Consider the following 23,300-nt stretch of genomic DNA (forward strand, 5'->3'; position numbering starts at 1 on the left):
TCAGATCGTTGCCGTTTACTGCCGGGCTTTTTTTCCCCGCTTGTGGTGATTTTTTCGATTTCGAGGGTCAATAGGCTGCCTCTTGACCCAGGTAGCGGCGCCGGTCGGGCCGCTCAACCAGCCGCGCCAGGCCTTGTTTCCCGGGCCTGCGGGCTGCTTTTCAGAATTTCAGGTGGTTTTATGGACAGCATCAACAGCCGCATCGCCGAAGAACTCGGCGTACGCCCACAACAGGTCGAAGCGGCCGTCGCTCTACTGGATGAAGGCTCCACGGTGCCCTTCATCGCCCGTTACCGGAAAGAAGTGACCGGCAGCCTCGACGACATCCAGCTGCGGCACCTTGAAGAACGCCTGCGCTACCTGCGAGAACTCGACGAACGGCGTATCAGCATCCTCGCCAGCATCGAGGAGCAGGGCAAGCTGACGCCTCAGCTTGAACGCGACATCAAGCTCGCCGACACCAAGACCCGCCTCGAAGACCTTTACCTGCCGTACAAACAGAAGCGCCGCACCAAGGGCCAGATCGCCCTGGAAGCCGGCCTGGGCGAACTGGCCGACGGCCTGTTCAACGACCCCACGCTGACCCCGGACACCGAAGCCGCGCGCTTCGTCAACGCAGAGAAAGGCGTTGCCGACGTCAAGGCCGCCCTCGAAGGCGCCAAGTACATCCTGATGGAACGCTTCGCCGAAGACGCCAACCTGCTGGAAAAACTGCGCAACTACCTGAAACAGGAAGCCACCCTCAGCGCCCGCGTCATCGCCGGCAAAGAGGAAGAAGGCGCCAAGTTCCGCGACTACTTCGAACACGACGAACCGCTGAAAAGCATGCCGTCCCACCGTGCGCTGGCGATTTTCCGTGGCCGCAACGAAGGCATTCTCAGCTCCGCGCTGAAAGTCGGCGACGAACTGCCGGGCACCATGCACCCGTGCGAGGGCATGATCGGCCAACAATTCGGCATCCAGAATCAGAATCGTCCTGCGGACAAGTGGCTCGGTGAAGTCGTGCGCTGGACCTGGAAGGTCAAGCTCTACACCCACCTGGAAACCGACCTGCTCGGCGAGTTGCGCGACGGCGCAGAAACCGAGGCGATCAACGTCTTCGCCCACAACCTGCACGACCTGCTGCTGGCCGCACCGGCCGGCCCGCGCGCCACCCTGGGCCTCGACCCGGGCCTGCGCACCGGCTGCAAGGTCGCCGTGGTCGATGCCACCGGCAAGCTGCTGGACCACGCCACCGTGTACCCACACGTGCCGCACAACAAGTGGGACCAGACCCTCGCCATCCTGGCCGCCCTGTGCGCCAAGCATGCGGTGGACCTGATCGCCATCGGCAACGGCACTGCCAGCCGTGAAACCGACAAGCTGGCCGCCGAACTGATCAAAAAATACCCAGCCATGAAGATGACCAAGGTGATGGTCTCCGAAGCCGGTGCTTCGGTGTACTCGGCGTCGGAACTGGCCTCCAAGGAATTCCCGGACCTCGACGTGTCGATCCGTGGCGCGGTGTCCATCGCCCGTCGCCTGCAGGATCCGCTGGCAGAGCTGGTGAAAATCGATCCTAAATCCATCGGTGTCGGCCAGTACCAGCACGACGTGTCACAGCTGAAACTGGCACGCGGCCTGGATGCGGTGGTGGAAGACTGCGTAAACGCCGTGGGCGTGGACGTGAACACCGCCTCCGTGGCGCTGCTGGCGCGTATCTCCGGCCTCAATGCCACCCTGGCGCAGAACATCGTCACTCACCGCGACGAAAACGGTGCGTTCAAAACCCGTGCCGCGCTGAAAAAAGTCGCCCGCCTGGGTGAAAAAACCTTCGAGCAAGCCGCCGGTTTCCTGCGCGTAATGAACGGCGACAACCCGCTGGATTCGTCCGCCGTTCACCCGGAAGCCTATCCGTTGGTGCAACGTATCGCCGCCGAGACCGACCGCGACATCCGCTCGTTGATCGGCGACGCCGCGTTCCTCAAGCGCCTGGACCCAAAGAAGTACACCGACGAAACCTTCGGCGTGCCGACCATCACCGACATCCTGCAAGAGCTGGAAAAACCTGGCCGCGACCCGCGCCCCGAGTTCAAGACCGCCGAGTTCCAGGACGGCGTCGAAGACCTCAAGGACCTGCAACTGGGCATGATCCTCGAAGGCGTGGTCACCAACGTGACCAACTTCGGCGCGTTTGTGGACATCGGCGTGCATCAGGACGGTTTGGTGCACATCTCTGCGCTTTCGGAGAAGTTCATCAAGGATCCGCGCGAAGCCGTGAAGGCCGGTGATGTGGTCAAGGTCAAGGTCATGGAAGTCGACATCCCGCGCAAACGCGTTGGCCTATCGATGCGCATGAGCGATACCCCAGGGGAAAAAATCGACGGCGCCCGTGGTGCACGTCCGGGCTCGGCACCGCGCCAGTCGCAGAACCGCTCCGAAAACAGTCAACCGCGCAAGGAAACCGCCACCGCAGCGCCAAGCAACAACGCCATGGCCTCGCTGTTCGCCAACGCCAAGCAGTTGAAGAAACGCTGATGGAAATCCCCGCCGGTTTGACCCAGAGCGCGTTCAGCGAACTGATCGGCTGCCGCCTGCAACGCCTCGAAGAAGGCGTTGCCGAAGTGGCCCTGACCCTGGAGCCGCACCTGCGCAACCGCGCGGGCAAGCTCCATGGCGGGGCGATTTTCAGCCTGGTGGACATCACCATGGGACTGGCCTGCTCCAGCGCCCATGGGTTTGACCAGCAGAGCGCGACCATCGAATGCAAGATCAACTACATCCGCGCCGTGGAAGACGGTGACGTGCTGTGTACCAGCCGCGTGATTCACGCCGGTCGGCGCACGCTGGTGGTCGAAGCCGATGTGTATCAGGACGAAAGACTTGTCGCAAAAGCACAGGGCACGTTCGCTGTCCTATAGCTCCCCGCCCCCGATTTGAGTTAATTTCGGCGCTGCGATAACAGCGTCGGAATTTTCTTGCTGCGCTATAGCCCAATTCATGGAGTGAAGTAGGCTTTTTTAACGCGGGTCAAATCGACTCAAAACCAGGCGATCACGCCAGTTTTAACTTCACCCTTGTAGACCGTCCTGCCCACCCCCATATTGGGGCGACTGACGCGTGAAGGAATCCAACTTGAGCGAACTTCTCAACCGCCGCCTGGCCCTGCTCGGCAAGCGCGAACACCTCTCCCTGCTAGAGCAGTGCTTGCACGGCATCGAGCGTGAATGCCTACGTGTCACCGGTGAGGGTCGCCTGGCACAAACGCCGCACCCCGAAGCCCTGGGCGCCGCGTTGACCCATGAACAGATCACCACCGACTACTCGGAATCGCTGCTGGAGTTCATTACCCCGGCCCTGCCCAACCCGGCCGACACCCTGAGCAGCCTGGACAAGATCCATCGTTTTGCCTACACCAAGCTCGGCAGTGAATACCTGTGGAGCCCCTCGATGCCGTGCCCGTTGCCGGCCGAGGAAGACATTCCGATTGCCTACTACGGCACCTCCAATATCGGACAGCTCAAGTACGTGTACCGCAAGGGCCTGGCCCTGCGTTACGGCAAGACCATGCAGTGCATCGCCGGCATCCACTACAACTTTTCCCTGCCGGAACAGCTATGGCCGCTGCTCAAGGAGACTGAAGGCTTCGTCGGCACCGACCGCGACTATCAGTCCACGGCCTATATCGCGCTGATCCGCAACTTCCGCCGCTACAGCTGGCTGCTGATGTACCTGTTCGGCGCCTCGCCGGCCCTGGACGCGGGTTTCCTGCGCGGTCGCTCGCACCAATTGGAAGTGCTCGACGCCGACACCCTGTACCTGCCGTACGCCACCAGCCTGCGCATGAGCGACCTGGGTTACCAGAGCAACGCCCAGGCCGGCCTGACGCCGTGCTACAACGACCTGGCCAGCTACACCGACAGCCTGCGCGAAGCGGTGGCAACGCCCTACGCGCCCTATGTCGAAGTCGGCACCCACAAGGACGGTGAGTGGGTACAGCTCAACACCAACATCCTGCAGATCGAAAACGAGTACTACTCCAACATCCGCCCCAAGCGCGTGACCTACACCGGCGAGCGGCCGATCCAGGCGCTGATGGCCCGTGGCATCCAGTACATCGAAGTGCGCTGCCTGGACATCAACCCGTTCCTGCCGATGGGCATCGACCTGCCGGAGTCGCGTTTCCTCGATGCATTCCTGCTGTACTGCGCGCTGAACGACAGCCCGCTGTTCGCCGACAACGAGTGCGGCAACGCCACGTCCAACTTCCTCAGCGTGGTCAAGGAAGGCCGGCGCCCGGGCCTGCAATTGCAGCGCAAGGGCCAGGCCGTGGACATGAAGGAATGGGCCACCGAGCTTCTGGAGAAGATTGCCCCCCTGGCTGCGCTGCTGGATGAAAGCCACGGCATCACCGAACACAGCCAGGCACTGGACGCCCAACTGGCCAAGGTCAAGGACCCGTCCCTGACCCCTTCGGCGCAGGTACTGGCGGCGATGGCCGAGCGCAAAGAGAGTTTCGCGCAGTTCTCCCTGCATCAGAGCGAGGTGCACGCCGAGTACTTCCGCCGCGAGCCGTTGCCCGCAGAAGAGCAGGCACGCTTTGAAGAGCTGGCGCGCACGTCGCTGGCGCAGCAAGCGGAACTGGAGCAGAACGAAGTGGGCGATTTTGATGTGTTTGTCGGCTCGTACCAGGCGAGTATTCTGGCGATCAGTAACTAAGACCGAACTCGGTCCATGGTGGGAGGGCAAGCCCCCTCCCACATTTGCCCTCATCAAGCTCAAGATTCGCTTCAACCTTTCGCCCATAAGCTAATTCGAAAATGTTATTTATTTTCGGATTCTTAGATCATTTAGTCTCCTCACACGCCGACCCTCGGCCGCCTGATTGAGGAGCTTCCCCTTGAAACTGTTAACCCCTCTGCGCCTCATGGCCGCGTTGTCCCTGGCCGGTGCCAGCCTGTTTGCCCAGGCGGCGGATGTAACCATCGCTTACCAGACCACCGTAGACCCGGCCAAAGTTGCCCAGGCCGACGGTGCGTACGAAAAAGCCACTAACGCCAAGATCGACTGGCGCAAATTCGACAATGGTGCCGACATCATCGCCGCCATCGCCTCCGGCGACGTGCAGATCGGCTACCTCGGTTCCAGCCCACTGACCGCTGCGATCACCCGCAAGGTGCCGGTGGAAACTTTCCTGGTTGCCACCCAGATCGGCGGTGCCGAAGCCCTGGTGGCGCGCAACGGTTCCAGGATCAACGGCCCCCAGGACCTGATCGGCAAGAAAATCGCCGTGCCCTTCGTGTCCACCGGCCACTACAGCCTGCTGGCCGCGCTGAAGCACTGGAACATCGACCCGTCGAAAGTGACCATCCTCAACCTCGCACCGCCGGCGATCATCGCGGCCTGGAAGCGCGGTGACATCGACGCTACCTACGTATGGGACCCGGCCCTGGGCGTGGCCAAGGAAAACGGCAAGGTGCTGATCACCTCCGGCGAGCTGGCCAAGTTCGGCGCGCCGACCTTCGATGCCTGGATCGTGCGCAAGGACTTCGCGCAGAAGCACCCGGAAATCGTCACCGCCTTCGCCAAAGTCACCCTGGATGCCTACGCCGCCTACCGCAAAGACCCACAAGCCTGGCTCGCCGACACAGGCAACGTCGACAAACTGGTGAAACTCTCCGGCGCCAAGGCCAGCGACATCCCGCTGCTGCTGCAAGGCAACGTCTACCCGCTGGCCGCTGACCAGGTGACCCTGCTGGGCGCACCAACCACCAAGGCCGTGACCGATACCGCTGCCTTCCTCAAGGAGCAAGGCAAGGTCGACGCCGTGCTGCCGGACTACGCCCCTTACGTCAGCGCCAAGTTCATCACTAACTGATTCAAGGAGTTCATCGCGATGGCCTTGCTACAACTGGAGCGCATCAGCGCACAGTACCCAGGCGCCACAGAACCGGTACTGTCTGACATTTCACTCGACCTGGGGCCCCAGCAATTGCTGGTGGCCCTCGGCCCGTCCGGCAGTGGCAAGACTTCGCTGTTGAACCTGATTGCCGGCTTTGTCGAGCCTTCTGCCGGGCGCATCACCCTCGATGGCGTACCGGTCAAAGGCCCCAGCGCCGAACGCGGCGTGGTGTTCCAGGACGACGCGCTGTTGCCCTGGCAGGACGTGCTGGCCAACGTCGGTTTCGGCCTGGAACTGGCCGGCGTGCCCAAGGCGCAGCGCGAAGTGCGCGCCCGGGAAATGCTCGCGCTGGTGGACCTCGCCGGCTTCGACAATCGCCGCATCTGGCAACTCTCCGGCGGCCAGAAGCAACGCGTCGGCCTGGCCCGCGCCCTGGCCGCCGACCCGCGCGTGCTGCTGATGGACGAACCCTTCGGCGCCCTCGATGCCTTCACCCGTGAGCAGATGCAGGAACTGTTGCTGCAAGTCTGGCGGCGCACGGCCAAGCCGGTGTTCCTGATTACCCATGACATCGAAGAAGCGGTGTTCCTCGCCACCGACCTGATCCTGCTGGCGCCCAACCCGGGCCAGATCGTCGAACGCCTGCACCTGGACTTCGGCCAGCGCTACGCGGCCGGTGAGTCGGCGCGGGCGATCAAGTCCGACCCGCGCTTTATCGAAACCCGCGAACACGTGCTGGGCAAAGTGTTCTCGCAACGGCAGGTGTCCGCATGAGCAGCTACGAACTCCCCGCCACCGCTGCCAAGCCGGTGGCGCACGCGGTCATTCCTGTGCGTCGCAGCCTGAGTACACGCTGGATCAGCCTGTTGACCCTGGTCGCCTTGCTGGCCCTCTGGTGGGCCGTCACCGCCACCGGCCTGATCGAACCGTTGTTCCTGCCACCGCCCTCGGCCGTGCTGCAAAAAGGCTGGCTGCTGGCGACTACGGGCTATATGGATTCCACGTTGTGGCAGCACCTGGGCGCGAGCCTCAGCCGGATCGGCCTGGGCCTGGGCTTCGCGGTGCTGACCGCCGTGCCGGTAGGCATTGCCATCGGCGCCAACCGCATCGCCCGCGGCATTCTCGACCCGCTGATCGAGTTTTACCGGCCGATTCCGCCCCTGGCTTACCTGCCATTGATCGTGATCTGGTGCGGTATCGGCGAGCTGTCCAAGGTGCTGCTGATTTACCTGGCGATCTTTGCGCCCATCGCCATCGCCACCGCGACCGGCGTACGCACCGTCGACCCGGCCAAGCTGCGGGCGGCGCAGTCGCTGGGCGCCACCCGTGCGCAGCTGATTCGCCATGTGATCCTGCCGAGCGCCCTGCCCGACATCCTCACCGGGGTGCGTATCGGCCTGGGTGTGGGCTGGTCGACCCTGGTCGCCGCCGAACTGATCGCGGCCACCAGCGGCCTGGGTTTCATGGTGCAATCGGCGGCGCAGTTCCTGGTGACCGATGTAGTGGTGCTGGGGATCCTGGTGATCGCCCTGATCGCCTTCGCCATGGAAATGGGCCTGCGCGCCCTGCAGCGTAAGTTAGTGCCTTGGCATGGCCAGGCACATTGAGTGAGAACAGCATGAGCAGCCTGACCGTTACCCCCTTGAGCACCGCCCTGGGCGCCCAGATCAGTGGCGTCGATATTACCCGGCCGCTGAGCACCGAACATCGCGATGCCATCGAACAGGCGTTGCTCAGCCATTCGGTGCTGTTCTTCCGTGGCCAGCCGATCACCCCGCCGCAACAGGCGCGGTTCGCGGCGAACTTCGGCGACCTGCACATCCACCCGATCTACCCCAACGTGCCGGAACAGCCCGAAGTGCTGATCCTCGACACCGCCGTCACCGACGTACGCGACAACGCCGTATGGCACACCGATGTGACCTTCCTGCCCACCCCGGCCCTCGGCGCGGTGCTGAGTGCCAAGCTGCTGCCGGCGTACGGCGGCGATACGCTGTGGGCCAGTGGCATCGCGGCGTACGAGGCGCTGTCCGAGCCGTTGAAGCGGTTGCTCGATGGGCTGACGGCTACCCACGACTTCACCAAATCCTTTCCGCTGGAACGCTTTGGCAACAGCGCCGAAGACCTGGCGCGCTGGGAAGAAACCCGTAGGAAAAACCCACCGCTGTCGCACCCGGTCGTGCGCACGCATCCGGTGAGCGGGCGTAAGTCGCTGTTTGTCAGTGATGGGTTTACCACCAGGATCAATGAACTGGAACCGGCGGAAAGCGAGGCGATCCTCAAGCTGCTGTTCGCCCACGCGACACGCCCGGAATTCACCCTCCGCTGGCGCTGGCAGGAGAACGACGTGGCGTTCTGGGATAACCGCGTGACCCAGCATTACGCGGTGGATGACTACCGGCCGCAACGGCGGGTGATGCATCGGGCGACGATTCTTGGGGATGTGCCGTTCTAAACCACACTGCAAATCAAATGTGGGAGGGGGCTTGCCCCGATAGCTCTGGGTCAGTCAACTAATCAAGTGACTGACACACCGCCATCGGGGTGTAGCCCCCTCCCACATTGACCCGGTGCTGTCAGGTTATTCCGCGCTGGACGGCTTTTCCCACAGGTTAATCCCACCTTCCTGCGCAAACCGATCGATCTCCGCCAGTTCCTCCGCACTGAAGCTCAAGTTCTTCAACGCGCCGACGTTCTCGATGATCTGCTCCGGCCGGCTCGCGCCAATCAACGCGCTGGTCACCCGTGGGTCGCGCAACGTCCAGGCCAGCGCCAATTGCGCCAGGCTCTGGCCACGGCGCTGGGCGATTTCGTTCAACGCACGCACGTGGGCGATGTTGGCTTCGGACAGGTGCTTGGCCTGCAACGAACCACCCCCCGGGCGGTTGACCCGTGCGTCGGCCGGCACGCCATTGAGGTACTTGTCGGTGAGCAAACCCTGGGCCAGTGGCGTGAAGGCAATCACTCCGGCGCCGAGTTCTTCGGTGGTGTCCAGCAGGTCTTTTTCCACCCAGCGGTTGAGCAGGTTGTAGGCCGGTTGGTGGATCAGCAGCGGGACCTTCCACTCTTTGAGCAGCGCGGCGATTTCGCGGGTTTTCACCCCGGAGTAAGACGAGATACCGATGTACAACGCCTTGCCCTGTTGCACGGCGGTGGCGAGGGCGCTGGCGGTTTCTTCCAGGGGCGTATCGGCATCAAAACGGTGGGAGTAGAAAATGTCCACGTAGTCGACGCCCAGGCGTTGCAGGCTCTGGTCCAGGCTTGCCAGCACGTATTTGCGTGAGCCGCCGCCCTGGCCGTAAGGGCCCGGCCACATGTCCCAGCCAGCCTTGCTGGAGATGATCAATTCGTCGCGGTAGTGCTTGAAGTCTTCGCGCAGCAAACGACCGAAGTTGATCTCGGCGCTGCCGTAGGGTGGGCCGTAATTGTTGGCCAGATCGAAGTGGTTGATGCCCAGGTCGAACGCGGTGCGCAGCAGGGCGCGCTGGGTGTCGATCGGGGTGCTGTCGCCAAAGTTGTGCCACAGCCCCAGGGACAGTGCCGGCAGCACCAGTCCACTGCGGCCTACGCGGCGATACGGGATAGATTCATAGCGGTTTTCGGCAGCAATGTAAGTCATCGAATCCTCTCTTGGACGTAGGCAAATAAGGCCTGGGAATAACGATATTCCCAGGCCTTTTAACCAGCTGAATCGCTTAAGTCTGCCCTTCCGTTTTACAGCAATTTCCTACCAGAGTGGAACGACATAGCTGACATAGAAGCGGTTTTCATCCTGCACGGTGGCACCGGTAATGTCCGGACTGGCGTGGGCGTTTTTCCACGTGACGCCAAGGCCTTTGAGGGTACCGGTCGGCACTTGATACGCCACCGCCACGTTTCGCTCCCATTCGCTGGTGGTGCCCTGGGCGGTGCGGATGTCATCGCCGTGGGCGTAGGCGGCGGAGAACGTCAGGCCGTTGAGGCCGAGTTTGCCGAAGTCATATTTGTACTGCGCCAGCCAGGTGCGTTCGCCGGCATGCTGGAATTTGTTCAACTGCATGTTGGTCAGCGCCGGGGTGTCGGCACCCGAGCCTGGGCCTTGGCGCGCGTCACCGCTGTTAAGGCCGGAGTCGAGGTACGGGAAGTCGCTGTCGCCGCTGTTTTTCTGGATGCCCAGGCCGACGGTATGGCCGTCCAGGCTGTAGCTTTCCAGCAGGCTGACGGTGGACTGGTTGATGCGGCCCTTGTTCACGCCGTCGCCATACAGGCCCGCTGCGGCAAAGTCCTTGTCGCCGTCGGCGTTGCCGCCCACACCCAGGCTGCGGAACACGCGCACGTCGGTATCGACCGCACCGACCGACAAGGCGTCATGGCGCTTGGCACCGAGGAAAAACTGCTGGTAGTAGTCCTCAAGGTTGGAGTACCACAGGCTGACAGTGGTGTTCTGTATCCCGGTGTAATCCGCACCGCCGAACAGGAAGCGGTCGCTCTCTTTGGTCCCGCCGGCGGTGATCATGCCCTGGTCGCCGGTTTCGTTGCGGATCTTGGTCTTGAAGATATCGCCGCCGGTGAAGGTGAAGTCGCTGAGGTCCTTGGACACCAGTTGCACACCGGTATTGGTCTGCTGGTACAGGCGCCCGTCGGTGTTGGCGAGTATCGGGTTGTTGCCGTAGAGCGTGCCGACGCGCAATTCATCCTTGGCGAAACGCATCTTGAACGTCGGGCTCAACACGCCGAACTGGTCGGCGGACTTGCCATTGTCCAGTGGGAACATGCTGCCGGGGTAGCGGCCCTGGTGACCCTTGTCGTTGAGGTCGCCGCCGGAGTCCAGTTTCAGGCCGTAGAACGCCTGTAGATCGAGGCCGAAGCCCACAGGCCCCTCGGTGTAGCCGGACTTGAAGTTGAACTCGAAACCCTGGCCCCAATCCCGAATGCTATGGGCCTTGGCATTGCTGCCCACCACGTCCCGTCCCTGCTGGTTGAGATAGCGGTTGAGCAGGGTCACGTCGGCGTGGCTGTCATCGATAAAATCGGCGTGGGCGGACAGCATAAAGCTCGCCATGGCGGCTCCCACCACAGGGCTTAAAAACGTCTTCATGGGTACCGGTCTCCGTCACTGTTCTGAAATGAAAGCGTCAAACGCTTCACACAATTACGCAGTGGCCAGATGACAGTTACGCGTCAAAACAGCGTCTTGACGGATGAAATTAAGTTTAAGAAAGCCCCGTAGAACGGGGCTTTGCGGGGAGTTTAACGTCAGCGCACCAAGTGCAGGAACTGCAGGTGGCGCTCGTACTGGTCGAGGATGTCGTTGATGATCTGCTCCTTGGTGTAGCCCACCAGGTCGTAGTCCTGACTGCCCTCGCTCAGGTGCACTTCCGCGCGGTAGTAGCGGCGATTGTTGAGCTGCTTGGAACCCATGCCGCCGCGTGCAAATGAGGGCGTGAAATAGCCGCGCATCTGCACCTGGTACACGAACGGATGCTCTTCGCCGTGACCGATTTCCAGGCTGACGCTGTCGTTGGACGGGTCGGGTTGGGTGACGACGTTGAGGCCTTTTTCGACAAACACCGCCGTCACTTCTTCGATCGCCGGACGCACCGTGGTCTCAAGGAACCGGTACACCTCGTCCCGCGAGGGGAAATGCACGGCCTGGCTCAAACGTTGGCGCCAACCGCCGGTGCCCTTGCGGGAGCCCGACACCGGCGCCAGCGAATGCAACTGCGCAATCTGCTTTTGCGACTCGAGGTAGAAGGCCTTGTGCAGCCCCCACATCATCAGCAACAGGATCAGCGAGAACGGCAGCGAGGTCAGCACCACCGCCGATTTCAGCGAATCGATGCTGCCGGCAAACAGCAAGGCACTGGTGACCAGCGCGGTCATCGCACCCCAGAACACCCGCAGCCATTTCGGCCCATCTTCATCGGCGTTGCCGCCTTTGGACGAGAGGGTGGACAGCACTACGGTGCCCGAGTCAGCGGAAGTTACGAAGAATACGAAGCTGATGAACACCGTGACCGCGATCACCGTCTTGCTCCACGGGTAGGTTTCCAGCAGCAGGTAGAGGCTCATCGACGGATCATCGATGGCCGACTGGCCGAGTGCAGTCATGCCGTGGTTGAGCACCTGGTCGATGGCGCTGTTGCCGAAAATCGACATCCACGCCAGGGTGAAACCCAGCGGGATCAGCAGCACACCGAACACGAATTCGCGGATGGTCCGGCCACGGGAAATGCGCGCGATAAACAGGCCTACGAATGGCGACCATGCAATCCACCAGGCCCAGTAGAACACCGTCCAGCCGCCCAGCCAGTCGCTCGGTTTGTCGTAGGCGTACACATCGAAACTCTTGGTCGGCAATGCGCCCAGGTAGTCACCAATGTTCTGGATCAGGGTATTGAGCAAGTGCTGGGTCGGCCCGGCGAACAACACGAACAGCAGCAGCGCGCAGGCCAGCAGCATGTTGATATCGGACATCACCCGCACGCCCTTGTCGACGCCGGCCACGGCGACCAGGATCGCCGCGCCCATCATCAGGGTGATCAAGCCGACCTGGATCCACTGGGTGTGGGCAACGCCGAACAGGTAGTCGAGGCCGGAATTGAGGTGCAGCACGCCAAAGCCCATGTCGGCACCCAGGCCGAACACCGTGGCAATGATGCCGAAGCCATCCACCGCATAGCCGATAGGGCCATTGATGCGCTTGCCGATCAGCGGGTACAGCGCCGAGCGCAACGCCAGCGGCAGGTTATGCCGGTAGGCGAAATACGCCAGCGCCATGCCGACAAATGCAAACACGCCCCAGCCGTGCAGGCCCCAGTGCAGGAACAGCACCTGCATGGCCTGGCGCGCGGCGTCGGCATTCATGGCCTCGCCCTGGGGCGGTTGCACCAGGTGCGTCAGCGGCTCGGACACGCAGAAGAAGAACAACGTGATGCTGATCCCGGCGGCGAACAGCATGCCGGCCCAGGACAGGTAACTGAATTCGGGCTCGTCGTGGTCGGCACCGAGTTTTATCTTGCCGTAGCCCGATAGCGCGGTGACCACCACGAAGACCAGATACAGGGTCATCGCCAGCATGTAGTACCAGCCGACCGTGTTGGCCGCCCAGTTTTGCGCCGCCAGCAACCAGGCCCCGGCCTGTTGCGGGATAGCGATGACAGTGATGCCGAACAGCAAGATGAAGGTGGCGGCAAAGTAGAAGACCGGCGCATTCATGCGCACCAGGCCGCTGGATGGGGTGGACGATGCACTCATGAACGATGCACCCCGAGGGTGAGGGATGTGGCTGTATAAAACGGACTCAGCAAAGGTAAGCCTCCTGTTGTGAGCGGGCAGCGAACCACCGGGTTTAACTTGAACGAACGTTCAAGTTAAACATAGGTAGGCGGTCTGGGACTAATCGCAGGGCTGAGTGGTAGATAATTCCTACACTAGCTCAAGGATTGGTATGACGGGTGGAAGAGGTAAATCGTTCAGTGATTGCGGGGTAAATCTGGAATGAGGCTAACAATGTGGGAGGGGGCTTGCTCCCGATGGCGGTGTGTCAGTCAATGGATGTACCAACTGACACTCCGCTATCGGGAGCAAGCCCCCTCCCACAGGGGATCTGCGTAGGGCTCTACTTCTGCGCACCGTCGTCATGCTGCAGATTCGCCTGCGTAATATTCGCCCCCGCCGGCACACTGCGGGTCAGCCACACATTGCCGCCAATGGTCGACCCCTTGCCGATGGTGATGCGTCCGAGAATCGTCGCCCCGGCATAGATCACCACGTCGTCCTCGACAATCGGGTGGCGCGCATGGCCCTTCTGCAGTTGCCCATCTTCATCCGCCGGGAAGCGCTTGGCCCCCAAGGTGACGGCCTGATAGATGCGCACCCGCTCGCCGATGATCGCGGTTTCACCGATCACCACGCCCGTGCCGTGGTCGATGAAGAAGCTCGGGCCGATCTGCGCGCCGGGGTGGATATCGATGCCGGTGGCCGAGTGGGCGATTTCCGCGCTGATCCGTGCCAGCAGCGGCAAGCCGGCGCGGTACAGGTGGTGGGCCAGGCGATGGTGAATCACCGCGAGGATCCCCGGGTAGCACAACAGCACTTCATCCACGCTGCGCGCGGCCGGGTCGCCGTGGTAGGCGGCGAGTACGTCGGTGTCCAACAGGCTGCGCAGGGACGGCAAGGCCAGGGCGAAATCCTGGATCAGCCGGATGGCATGGGCGTCGATCTGGCTGTCATCCTCGCCGCCCTGGCGCGCGGCATAACGCAACTCCAGGCGCGCCTGGGCCAGTAAGGCATTCAGGGCGACGTCGAGGGTATGGCCGACGTAGAAATCTTCACTTTCTTCACGCAAGTCCGCCGGCCCCAGGCGCATCGGAAACAGCGCACCGCAGAGGGACTCGAGAATCTGGGCAACGGCTTCACGGGACGGCAATTCGCGACCGCCATGCTCGCCGCTCAAGCGGCCATTGCGTGTTCGCCACTGGTCACGGGCGCTGCGCAGTTGGCTGACGATGGTCTGTAACTGCCAATGGCTGGAACGCTCACTCACGGTATTCACTCCTGACGTAATGGCCATCACTTTACGGTATCCACCCTGGCCGCCCTTAAGAACCAATGGTGTGATGCTAAGAACCATCAGGCATAAGCGATTGACGGTTGCCCGATGAAAAGTGCCTGCCTATAGTCGCTCCATCCCTTAGCCACCGTGCGTAGCCATGATCAAGCAACAGCTCGACCGTTTTAACCGCCTGGAACTGCTCGGCGGCGCCACCGCCCTGGAAAAACTCGAACGGCTGTCGACCTGGTTGGGACGCGACATCTACGTCAAGCGCGACGACACCACGCCGCTGGCCATGGGTGGCAACAAGCTGCGCAAACTCGAATACCTGGCAGCCGATGCCATCGCCCAGGGCGCCGACACCCTGGTGACCGCCGGCGCGATCCAGTCCAACCACGTACGCCAGACCGCCGCCCTCGCCGCCAGGCTCGGCCTGGGCTGCGTCGCCCTGCTGGAAAACCCCACCGGCACCGAAGACCCCAACTACCTGGGCAACGGCAACCGCCTGCTGCTGGAGTTGTTCGACGCCAAGGTAGAGTTGGTGGAAAACCTCGACAACGTCGACGACCAACTCAACGCCCTTGCCGATCGCCTGCGCAGCAACGGCAAGAAGCCGTACCTGGTGCCTATCGGCGGTTCCAATGCCCTCGGCGCCCTCGGTTACGTGCGCGCCGGCCTGGAGCTGGCCGCACAGATCGAAGACAGCGGTATCGAATTCGCCGCCGTGGTGCTGGCCTCCGGCAGTGCCGGCACCCACAGCGGCCTGGCCTTGGCATTAAGCGAAGTACTGCCGCAGTTGCCCGTGATCGGCATCACCGTATCGCGCACCGAAGAAGCGCAGTTCCCGAAAGTCCAGGGCCTGGCCGAACGCACGGCCGAGTTGCTCGGTGTGGACATCCCCGACGCGTTCAAGGTGATCCTGTGGGACGAGTATTTCGGCCCCCGTTATGGCGAACCCAACGCCGGCACCCTTTCGGCGGTCAAGCTATTGGCAAGCCAGGAAGGCCTGCTGCTGGACCCGGTCTACACTGGCAAGGCCATGGCCGGCTTGCTGGACGGTATCGGGCGTCAGCGTTTTGAAGACGGGCCGATTATTTTCCTGCATACCGGCGGGGCACCGGCGTTGTTTGCCTATGACTCGGTTTTCAACTGAATAAATGCGGGCCAAATGTGGGAGGGGGCAAGCCCTAATGCCAGTCAGTTAAGGCTTTTTGTAGGAGCGAGCTTGCTCGCGAAAAACTCACAGGCGCCGCGTTCATTCAGGAAGCACGCGTTATCGTTGACGTTTTTCGCGAGCAAGCTCGCTCCTACAGGAGGCGATGTACGCTTAACTGACTGGCATTAGGGCTTGCCCCCTCCCACATTAGACTCAATACATATTCAAAAATAGAATATCAATTGAGTTTAATATTATTTTCAAGTCTTAAAACCCGGCTTTATCATCGCGCCGCAGGCGAAGACGCGCTACGCGCTTTAAGGCAGGATACGACTACCGCGTCACCTGCTTCGCTCAACATAAAAAACACAGGGGCTCTTCATGACTATTTCTGTATTGCGTCGCACGTTGCTGGTTGGCACTTTGGGTCTGGCTCTCGGCGCCGGTTGGCTGGGCCAGGCAGTTGCCGGCGAGCAACTGGGCAACATCAAAAAGGCCGGCGAGATCAAAATCGGCCTGGAAGGCACCTACCCGCCGTTCAGCTTCCAGGATGAGAAAGGCAAACTGGCGGGCTTCGAAGTCGAGCTGTCCGAAGCGCTGGCCAAAGAACTGGGTGTGAAGGTCAAGCTGCAGGCCACCAAATGGGACGGCATTCTGGCGGCATTGGAATCCAAGCGTCTGGATGCAGTGATCAACCAGGTGACCATCTCCGACGAGCGCAAGAAAAAATACGACTTCTCCGAGCCCTACACCGTTTCCGGGATTCAAGCGCTGGTCCTGAAAAAGAACGAAGACAAGCTCAACATCAAATCAGCCGCCGACCTGGCCGGTAAAAAGGTGGGTGTCGGCCTGGGCACCAACTACGAGGAGTGGGTAAAAGCCAATGTGCCTACCGCTGATATCCGTACCTACGAAGATGATCCTACCAAGTTCCAGGACCTGCGCATCGGCCGCATCGACGCCATCCTGATCGACCGCCTGGCGGCCCTGGAATATGCCAAGAAAGCCCCGGACACCGTCGCTGCCGGTGCTGCCTTCTCCCGTCAGGAAGCCGGTATTGCCCTACGCAAAGGCGAACCTGAACTGCTTGAGGCGGTGAACAAGGCCCTCGACAAATTGCGCGCTGACGGCACCTTGAAGAAGCTGTCGGATAAGTACTTCAACGCTGACGTTACTCAATAATGGAAGCAAAGCTCCAACTCGTCCTGGATTCCACGCCCTTCTTGCTGCAGGGCGTGTACTTCACCGTCATCCTGAGCCTGGGCGGAATGTTTTTCGGCTTTCTGCTGGGCTTCGGCCTGGCACTGATGCGCCTCTCGCGCATCAGGCTGGTGAGCTGGATCGCCCGCGTCTACGTGTCGTTCTTTCGCGGCACGCCGTTGCTGGTACAGCTGTTCGTGATGTATTACGGCCTGCCGCAAGTGGGCATCGAGCTGGACCCGATTCCCGCCGCCCTGATCGGCCTCTCGCTGAACATGGCCGCATATATCTGTGAAACCCTGCGTGCCGCCATCAGCTCCATCGAGCGCGGCCAGTGGGAAGCCGCTGCCAGTATCGGCATGACCCGTGTGCAGACCCTGCGCCGGGCGATCCTGCCGCAGGCGATGCGTACGGCACTGCCACCACTGGGCAACAGCTTTACCTCACTGGTGAAGGACACCTCGCTGGCCGCAACCATTCAAGTGCCGGAGCTGTTGCGCCAGGCACAACTGGTGTCTGCGCGGACCTTCGAAATGTTTGCCATGTACCTGTCGGCCGCCCTGATCTATTGGGTACTCATCAGTATCCTGGCGCATTTCCAAAACCGCCTGGAAGACCGGGTCAACCGGCATGACCTGGAGTCTTGAAGCATGATCGTGGTTGAAAAACTGACCAAACAGTTCAACGGCCAGGTGGTGCTCAACGGCATCGACCTGGAGGTCAAGGAAGGCGAAGTCGTCGCCATCATCGGCCCCAGCGGTTCCGGCAAGACCACCTTCCTGCGCTGCCTGAATTTCCTCGAAGAACCCACCAGCGGCCGGATCAAGGTGGGCGACATCCAGATCGACGGCAGCAAACCGCTCAACCAGCAACAAGGCCTGGTGCGGCGCCTGCGCCAGCACGTGGGTTTTGTGTTCCAGAACTTCAACCTGTTCCCCCACCGCACAGCGCTGGAAAACGTCATCGAAGGGCCGACCGTGGTCAAGAAGATGCCCCGTGAAGCCGCTGTTGCCCTTGGGCGCAAGCTGCTGGCCAGGGTTGGCCTGGCGGGCAAGGAAGACGCCTACCCACGGCGCCTGTCCGGCGGCCAGCAACAGCGCGTGGCGATTGCCCGCGCGCTGGCCATGGAACCGGAAGTGATCCTGTTCGACGAACCCACCTCGGCGCTGGACCCGGAGCTGGTGGGCGAAGTGCTGGCGACCATCCGCAGCCTCGCCGAAGAAAACCGCACCATGGTCATCGTCACCCACGAAATGAGCTTTGCCCGCGATGTGGCCAACCGGGTGATCTTCTTCGACAAGGGCGTGATCGTGGAGCAAGGCGAAGCCAAGGCGTTGTTCGCCAACCCCAAGGAAGAACGCACCCGGCAGTTCCTGAGCAAGTTCCTCGCCCACTGATGTGGCGAGGGAGCTTGCTCCCTCACCACACAATCGGCTCCTACAGGAAATCCTCGCCATCCACGCGTAAACCCGCCGTCTCCCTGATCCAAAACCCCCCCGCCCAGTCAGACCCTTCTGAATCTGCTCCAACCCGCCGTTTAGCCTTTTGCCGCCATTGACGCTCCTTGGCCAACCCTCTTATCTAGCGTCCAGAGGATTGGATCCTATCCCGGCTACTCACTGAATCGTTCCTTTCAGCCCACCTGCGCACCCGCGCCGCGGGGCTGGAACGATTGCTGCTGGCTGCATCAAGGAGATTACTTATGACGCGCACTGCAACCCCGGCCCTGCTCACAGCCCCCACCTTGCCCCAGGCTAACCGGCACGGCATCAACGCACTGGCGGCCAGTCAACTGCAGGTGGACATCGCGCCTTACCCCGGCATGGATGAGGGCGACTTGATCGAACTGTTCTGGAACAACTGCTTTGCCGCCTCACGCAGGGTGAACGCGTGCAAGGTCGGCTCACCGACCCATCTGCGGGTGCCGGAAAGTTTTGTGCAGGACGGCCTGGCCCAGGTGCATTACCAAGTCATGCAAGTCGGTCGTGCACCTGCCCGCTCGGCCGTGAAAGGTGTGTGTGTAAAGACCCGATACCCCGGTGGCCAGCCCTCCCCCCTGTACAGCGACGAAAACCACAACCTCGCCCCCGTCGGTTTGCCCGAGACCATCCGTCGCTACGGCGTCAACGGTCGCCAGGTGCGACGGGGTATTCCGCTGACCATCGCGCCTTACCTGAACATGGCCACGGGCGATGCCATCACCCTGCGCTGGGGAGATGTACGCATGGACCTGCCACGGATCCAGGCCAAGGCCGTCGGGGTGGTCGTGCAGGTGTGGGTGCCTTCGACGGTGATTGTCGAGGCCGGTGATGACAGCCGCCTGGAGGTGACGTACTGCATTCTCGATCGTGTCGGCAACAATTCACGCTGGGCGCCCACGCGCACGTTACGCATTGCCGCCTGCGCGCCGAGCCAGCCGGCCGGGACCGCGCGGGTCTACCAACCACGGCCCCTCGGCTCGCCCTGTGAACCGGGGTGACAGACCTTCTATGCATATTCCCAAAAGTTAGTTTATTTAAATATTTGACACGCTTAGGGTATATGCACCGGACCACCGGACATCTCTGATTTTTCTGTTTTTATTTCATTGAATGCGAGGTCGGTATGGTCAGAATTACCCCGGTGCATAACGCCAGGGCATTACGTGCAGCCAAGGAGCGGCGCTGATGTCTAACTTGGCTCTAACACCCCCCCAGCGTGATCTGGACGTTGCTCCCCTGCTGTTGCCGGCCGCTGTGCTGCGCAACGATGCAGAGGCGCTGCAGGCTGCCCATGAGCTGGCCCAGGCCGCGCGCCTGCACGCCGCCCAGCGTGACCAGCAACGCAAGCTGCCGTGGGCGCAGATCGAACAATTCACCCGCAGTGGGCTGGGCAGTATTTCCATCCCCCGCGAATACGGCGGCCCACAGGTGTCGTACACCACCCTGGCGGAGGTGTTCGCGATCATCAGCGCGGCAGACCCGGCCCTCGGGCAGATCCCGCAGAACCATTTCGGCATCCTGCAGGTGTTGCAGGGCGCCGCTACCGAGCGCCAGAAAGAGCAACTGTTCCAGAGCGTCCTCGACGGCTGGCGCATCGGCAATGGCGGCCCGGAACGCGGCACCAGGAACACCCTGGAGCTCAAGGCGCGCATCACCGCCCAAGGCGACGGTTACGTGATCAGCGGCCAGAAGTTCTATTCAACCGGCGCACTGTTTGCCCATTGGGTGGCCGTGAAGGCGCTGAACGACGACGGCAGGCAGGTCATGGCGTTTGTACGCCGTGGCACCGCAGGGCTGCGCATCGTGGATGACTGGTCGGGCTTCGGCCAACGCACCACCGCCAGCGGCACCGTGCTGCTGGACCGCGTGCCCGTGGACGCCGAACTGGTCGTAGACAACTGGCGTATCGGCGAAAGCCCGACTATCCAGGGCGCCGTTTCCCAACTGATCCAGGCCGCCATCGACGCCGGCATCGCCCGTGGCGCGCTGGATGACACCATCGCCTTTGTGCGGGAGCGTTCGCGCCCGTGGATCGATGCCAAGGTCGAGCGCGCCAGCGATGACCTCTACGTGATCGCCGATATCGGCAAGCTGAAGATCGAACTGCACGCCGCCGAGGCGCTGTTGCGCAAGGCCGGGCAAGTGCTGGACCAGGTCAGCGCCGCGCCGATCACCGCACAGTCCGCCGCGCGAGCGTCAATTGCCGTGGCCGAAGCGAAGGTGCTCACCACTGAAGTGTCGTTGCTGGTCAGCGAAAAACTCTTCGAACTGGCCGGCAGCCGCGCCACCCTCGCCGAATTCAACCTCGACCGTCACTGGCGCAACGCCCGGGTGCACACCCTGCACGACCCGGTGCGCTGGAAGTATCACGCCGTCGGCGCCTATCGCTTGAACGGCACGTTGCCGGCTCGCCATTCCTGGATTTAACCGACCAGACCTCTGGAGAAACTCATGACCTTTTCTCACCGTGTCGCGGTTATCACCAGCGACGAACAAGCCCTTATTGTCGCCAGCGACCTGGCCGAAGACTTGCGCCGCGACAGCGCCCAGCGCGACCGCGAACGCCGCCTGCCGCTGCCCGAACTGGACGTGTTCTCGCGCTCCGGCCTGTGGGGCATCAGTGTGCCCAAGGCATTTGGCGGCGCCGGCGTGTCCAACGTCACCCTGGCCAAGGTCATTGCCCTGATCGCCCAGGCGGATGCCTCCCTGGGCCAGATTCCGCAAAACCATTTCTACGCCCTCGAAGTGCTGCGCGTGAATGGCAGCCCTGAACAGCAACAACGCCTGTACGCCGAAGTACTCGCCGGCCAGCGTTTCGGCAACGCCCTGGCGGAACTGGGCACCAAGACCGCCCACGACCGTATTACGTCCATCACCCGCGACGGCGACGGCTTCCGTATCACCGGCCGCAAGTTCTACGCCACCGGTGCGATCTATGCCCAGCGCATTCCTACCTCGGTGGTGGATGAACACGGCATCCAGCAACTGGCCTTCGTGCCCCGCGACAGCGAAGGCTTGACGGTCATTGACGACTGGAGCGGCTTCGGCCAGCGCACCACCGGCAGCGGCTCGGTGGTGTTCGATAACGTGTGGGTCGCCGCCCACGACGTGATCCCGTTCCAGAGCGCTTTCGAACGCCCGACCACGGTCGGCCCGCTGGCGCAGATTCTTCACGCCGCCATCGACACCGGCATCGCCCGCGCCGCCTTTGAAGATGCGCTGCACTTTGTGCGCACCAAGACCCGCCCGTGGATTGACTCCGGCAACGACAAGGCCACCGAAGACCCACTGACCCTGAAGAGCTTCGGCCACCTGAGCATTCGCCTGCACGCCGCTGAAGCCTTGCTGGAGCGTTCGGCTGAATACCTCGACCGCGCCCAGGCCGACAGCAATGCAGAGACCGTGGCGGCGGCGTCCATCGCCGTCGCTGAAGTCCGCGCCTTGAGCACCGAGATTTCCCTGGCCGCCGGCAGCACCCTGTTCGAGCTGGCCGGCAGCCAGGCCACCCTCGCCGAGCACGGCCTCGACCGCCACTGGCGCAACGCCCGCGTGCACACCCTGCACGACCCGGTGCGCTGGAAGTACCACGCTGTGGGCAATTACTACCTCAACGCTGAAAACCCGCCACTGCGGGGGACCATTTGATGGCAAAGAAAAAGATCCTGCTCAATGCCTTCAACATGAACTGCATCGGGCATATCAACCACGGTATGTGGACCCATCCACGGGACACGTCCACCCAGTACAAAAGCATCGAGTACTGGACCGACCTCGCGCAAACCCTGGAGCGCGGGCTGTTCGACGGTTTGTTCATCGCCGATATCGTCGGCGTGTATGACGTGTACCAGAACTCCATCGATGTGCCGCTCAAGGAGTCGATCCAGCTGCCGGTCAATGACCCGCTGCTGCTGGTTTCGGCGATGGCCGCCGTGACCCGCAACCTCGGCTTCGGCCTCACCGCCAACCTCACCTATGAGCCGCCGTACCTGTTCGCCCGGCGCATGTCCACGCTCGACCACCTGAGCCGTGGCCGGGTCGGCTGGAACATCGTCACCGGCTACCTCGACAGTGCCGCCAAGGCCATGGGCCTCACCGAACAGGTCGAGCATGACCGGCGCTACGACCAGGCCGATGAATACCTGGAAGTGCTCTACAAACTCTGGGAAGGCAGCTGGGAAGACGACGCGGTGCTCAACGATCCGCAGGCGCGGGTCTACGCGCAGCCGGGCAAGGTGCACAAGGTCGAGCACCATGGCGAGTTCTACCAGGTCGAGGGTTATCACCTGTGCGAACCGTCGCCGCAGCGTACGCCGGTGCTGTTCCAGGCCGGCAGTTCAGACCGTGGCCTGTTGTTCGCCGGGCGCCATGCCGAGTGCGTATTCATCAGCGGGCAGAACAAGGCCGCGACCAAGGTGCAGGTGGACAAGGTGCGCGCCAGCGCGGTCGAGGCCGGGCGCAATCCGGATGACATCAAGGTGTTCATGGGGCTGAACGTGATCGTCGGCGCCACCGAAGAACTGGCCTGGGCCAAGCATGCCGAGTACCTGAGCTATGCCAGCGCGGAGGCCGGCGTCGCGCATTTCTCGGCCTCCACCGCGATTGATTTTGCCCAATACGAACTGGACGAGCCGATCCAGTACGTGAAGAGCAACGCGATCCAGTCGGCCACCAAGAACCTGCAGAACAACGACTGGACCCGACGCAAGCTGCTCGAACAGCATGCCCTCGGCGGGCGCTATATCACCCTGGTCGGCTCCCCCGGACAGGTCGCTGACGAGCTGGAATCCTGGATCAGCGAAACCGGGCTGGATGGCTTCAACCTCACGCGCATTGTCACGCCGGAAAGCTATGTGGATTTTATCGACCTGGTGGTGCCGGAGTTGCAGAGGCGGGGGTCGTACAAGACCGCCTATGAGCAAGGAACGTTAAGAGAAAAAGTCTTCCAAGGCAGCGCCCGTCTACCCGAACAACACACCGGCTCGACCTACCGCCACTGATTGAAAAATGTGGGAGGGGGCTTGCTCCCGATAGCGGTGTATCAGTCAC

Annotated in this window: 19 protein-coding genes; 15 read left to right on the forward strand and 4 right to left on the reverse strand. The window is 62.1% G+C overall.

Features of this window, described 5'->3' with window-relative positions:
- Positions 1–180: 180 nt before the first annotated feature.
- From BFP99_RS25620 to tauD, 7 genes are all read left to right on the forward strand, one after another.
- Positions 181–2,517 carry a Tex family protein gene (locus tag BFP99_RS25620; protein ID WP_065948518.1) on the forward strand — a complete coding sequence of 779 codons (2,337 nt, stop codon included), beginning with the start codon at positions 181–183 and terminating at the stop codon, positions 2,515–2,517.
- Positions 2,517–2,900: a PaaI family thioesterase gene (locus BFP99_RS25625; RefSeq protein ID WP_065925818.1), complete on the forward strand. Its 384-nt coding sequence runs from the start codon at positions 2,517–2,519 to the stop codon at positions 2,898–2,900. Before BFP99_RS25620 ends, BFP99_RS25625 begins: the two co-directional genes overlap by 1 nt.
- Before the next feature lie 214 nt (positions 2,901–3,114).
- Positions 3,115–4,698 (forward strand): glutamate--cysteine ligase, encoded by a 1,584-nt coding sequence (gene gshA, locus BFP99_RS25630; protein WP_027605153.1) that lies wholly within the window; start codon positions 3,115–3,117, stop codon positions 4,696–4,698.
- 181 nt (positions 4,699–4,879) lie between these two features.
- The gene (gene tauA / locus BFP99_RS25635; RefSeq protein ID WP_065948519.1) at positions 4,880–5,857 is read left to right on the forward strand and encodes a taurine ABC transporter substrate-binding protein; all 978 of its coding nucleotides are present in this window, start codon (positions 4,880–4,882) and stop codon (positions 5,855–5,857) included.
- Positions 5,858–5,875: 18 nt separating this feature from the next.
- Entirely contained in the window at positions 5,876–6,655 is a 780-nt protein-coding gene (gene tauB, locus BFP99_RS25640) for a taurine ABC transporter ATP-binding subunit (protein WP_065948520.1), read from the forward strand.
- Complete coding sequence (tauC, locus tag BFP99_RS25645; RefSeq protein WP_027605156.1) at positions 6,652–7,488, forward strand: taurine ABC transporter permease TauC; 837 nt, start codon at positions 6,652–6,654, stop codon at positions 7,486–7,488. Before tauB ends, tauC begins: the two co-directional genes overlap by 4 nt.
- Before the next feature lie 11 nt (positions 7,489–7,499).
- Positions 7,500–8,336: a taurine dioxygenase gene (tauD, locus tag BFP99_RS25650; protein ID WP_065948521.1), complete on the forward strand. Its 837-nt coding sequence runs from the start codon at positions 7,500–7,502 to the stop codon at positions 8,334–8,336.
- Between the two features lie 126 nt (positions 8,337–8,462).
- Here the strand turns inward: tauD and mgrA are convergent, their stop codons facing one another.
- From mgrA to epsC, 4 genes are all read right to left on the reverse strand, one after another.
- A complete protein-coding gene (gene mgrA, locus BFP99_RS25655) occupies positions 8,463–9,500 on the reverse strand; it encodes an L-glyceraldehyde 3-phosphate reductase (RefSeq protein ID WP_053140257.1) in 1,038 nt (345 codons plus the stop codon).
- Positions 9,501–9,608: 108 nt separating this feature from the next.
- Positions 9,609–10,958, reverse strand: a complete 1,350-nt coding sequence (locus tag BFP99_RS25660; RefSeq protein WP_065948522.1) for an OprD family outer membrane porin — start codon at positions 10,956–10,958, stop codon at positions 9,609–9,611.
- Between the two features lie 158 nt (positions 10,959–11,116).
- Positions 11,117–13,078: a choline transporter BetT gene (gene betT, locus BFP99_RS25665; RefSeq protein ID WP_162844283.1), complete on the reverse strand. Its 1,962-nt coding sequence runs from the start codon at positions 13,076–13,078 to the stop codon at positions 11,117–11,119.
- Positions 13,079–13,481: 403 nt separating this feature from the next.
- On the reverse strand, positions 13,482–14,408 hold the full coding sequence (epsC, locus tag BFP99_RS25670; protein ID WP_027607830.1) for a serine O-acetyltransferase EpsC: 927 nt from the start codon (positions 14,406–14,408) through the stop codon (positions 13,482–13,484).
- Between the two features lie 166 nt (positions 14,409–14,574).
- Between epsC and BFP99_RS25675 the strand changes: the two genes are divergently transcribed.
- The 8 genes from BFP99_RS25675 to BFP99_RS25710 all read left to right on the forward strand — a co-directional run bounded on the left by BFP99_RS25675 (position 14,575) and on the right by BFP99_RS25710 (position 23,251).
- Positions 14,575–15,570: a D-cysteine desulfhydrase gene (locus BFP99_RS25675; RefSeq protein ID WP_065948523.1), complete on the forward strand. Its 996-nt coding sequence runs from the start codon at positions 14,575–14,577 to the stop codon at positions 15,568–15,570.
- Positions 15,571–15,954: 384 nt separating this feature from the next.
- Complete coding sequence (gene tcyJ / locus BFP99_RS25680; RefSeq protein WP_065925824.1) at positions 15,955–16,755, forward strand: cystine ABC transporter substrate-binding protein; 801 nt, start codon at positions 15,955–15,957, stop codon at positions 16,753–16,755.
- Entirely contained in the window at positions 16,755–17,420 is a 666-nt protein-coding gene (gene tcyL, locus BFP99_RS25685) for a cystine ABC transporter permease (protein WP_065925825.1), read from the forward strand. Before tcyJ ends, tcyL begins: the two co-directional genes overlap by 1 nt.
- A 3-nt stretch (positions 17,421–17,423) precedes the next feature.
- Entirely contained in the window at positions 17,424–18,170 is a 747-nt protein-coding gene (gene tcyN, locus BFP99_RS25690; RefSeq protein WP_027607834.1) for an L-cystine ABC transporter ATP-binding protein TcyN, read from the forward strand.
- 305 nt (positions 18,171–18,475) lie between these two features.
- Positions 18,476–19,252 (forward strand): hypothetical protein, encoded by a 777-nt coding sequence (locus BFP99_RS25695; protein WP_065925827.1) that lies wholly within the window; start codon positions 18,476–18,478, stop codon positions 19,250–19,252.
- A 187-nt stretch (positions 19,253–19,439) separates the two neighbouring features.
- On the forward strand, positions 19,440–20,681 hold the full coding sequence (locus BFP99_RS25700; RefSeq protein ID WP_065925828.1) for an SfnB family sulfur acquisition oxidoreductase: 1,242 nt from the start codon (positions 19,440–19,442) through the stop codon (positions 20,679–20,681).
- A gap of 24 nt (positions 20,682–20,705) precedes the next feature.
- Entirely contained in the window at positions 20,706–21,899 is a 1,194-nt protein-coding gene (locus BFP99_RS25705; protein ID WP_065948524.1) for an SfnB family sulfur acquisition oxidoreductase, read from the forward strand.
- A complete protein-coding gene (locus BFP99_RS25710) occupies positions 21,899–23,251 on the forward strand; it encodes an LLM class flavin-dependent oxidoreductase (RefSeq protein WP_065925830.1) in 1,353 nt (450 codons plus the stop codon). The genes BFP99_RS25705 and BFP99_RS25710 overlap by 1 nt, the downstream gene beginning before the upstream one ends.
- Positions 23,252–23,300 lie beyond the last annotated feature (49 nt).

The sequence above is a fragment of the Pseudomonas sp. 1 R 17 genome (assembly GCF_900067035.1).
Taxonomy (GTDB): Bacteria; Pseudomonadota; Gammaproteobacteria; order Pseudomonadales; family Pseudomonadaceae; genus Aquipseudomonas; species Aquipseudomonas marginalis.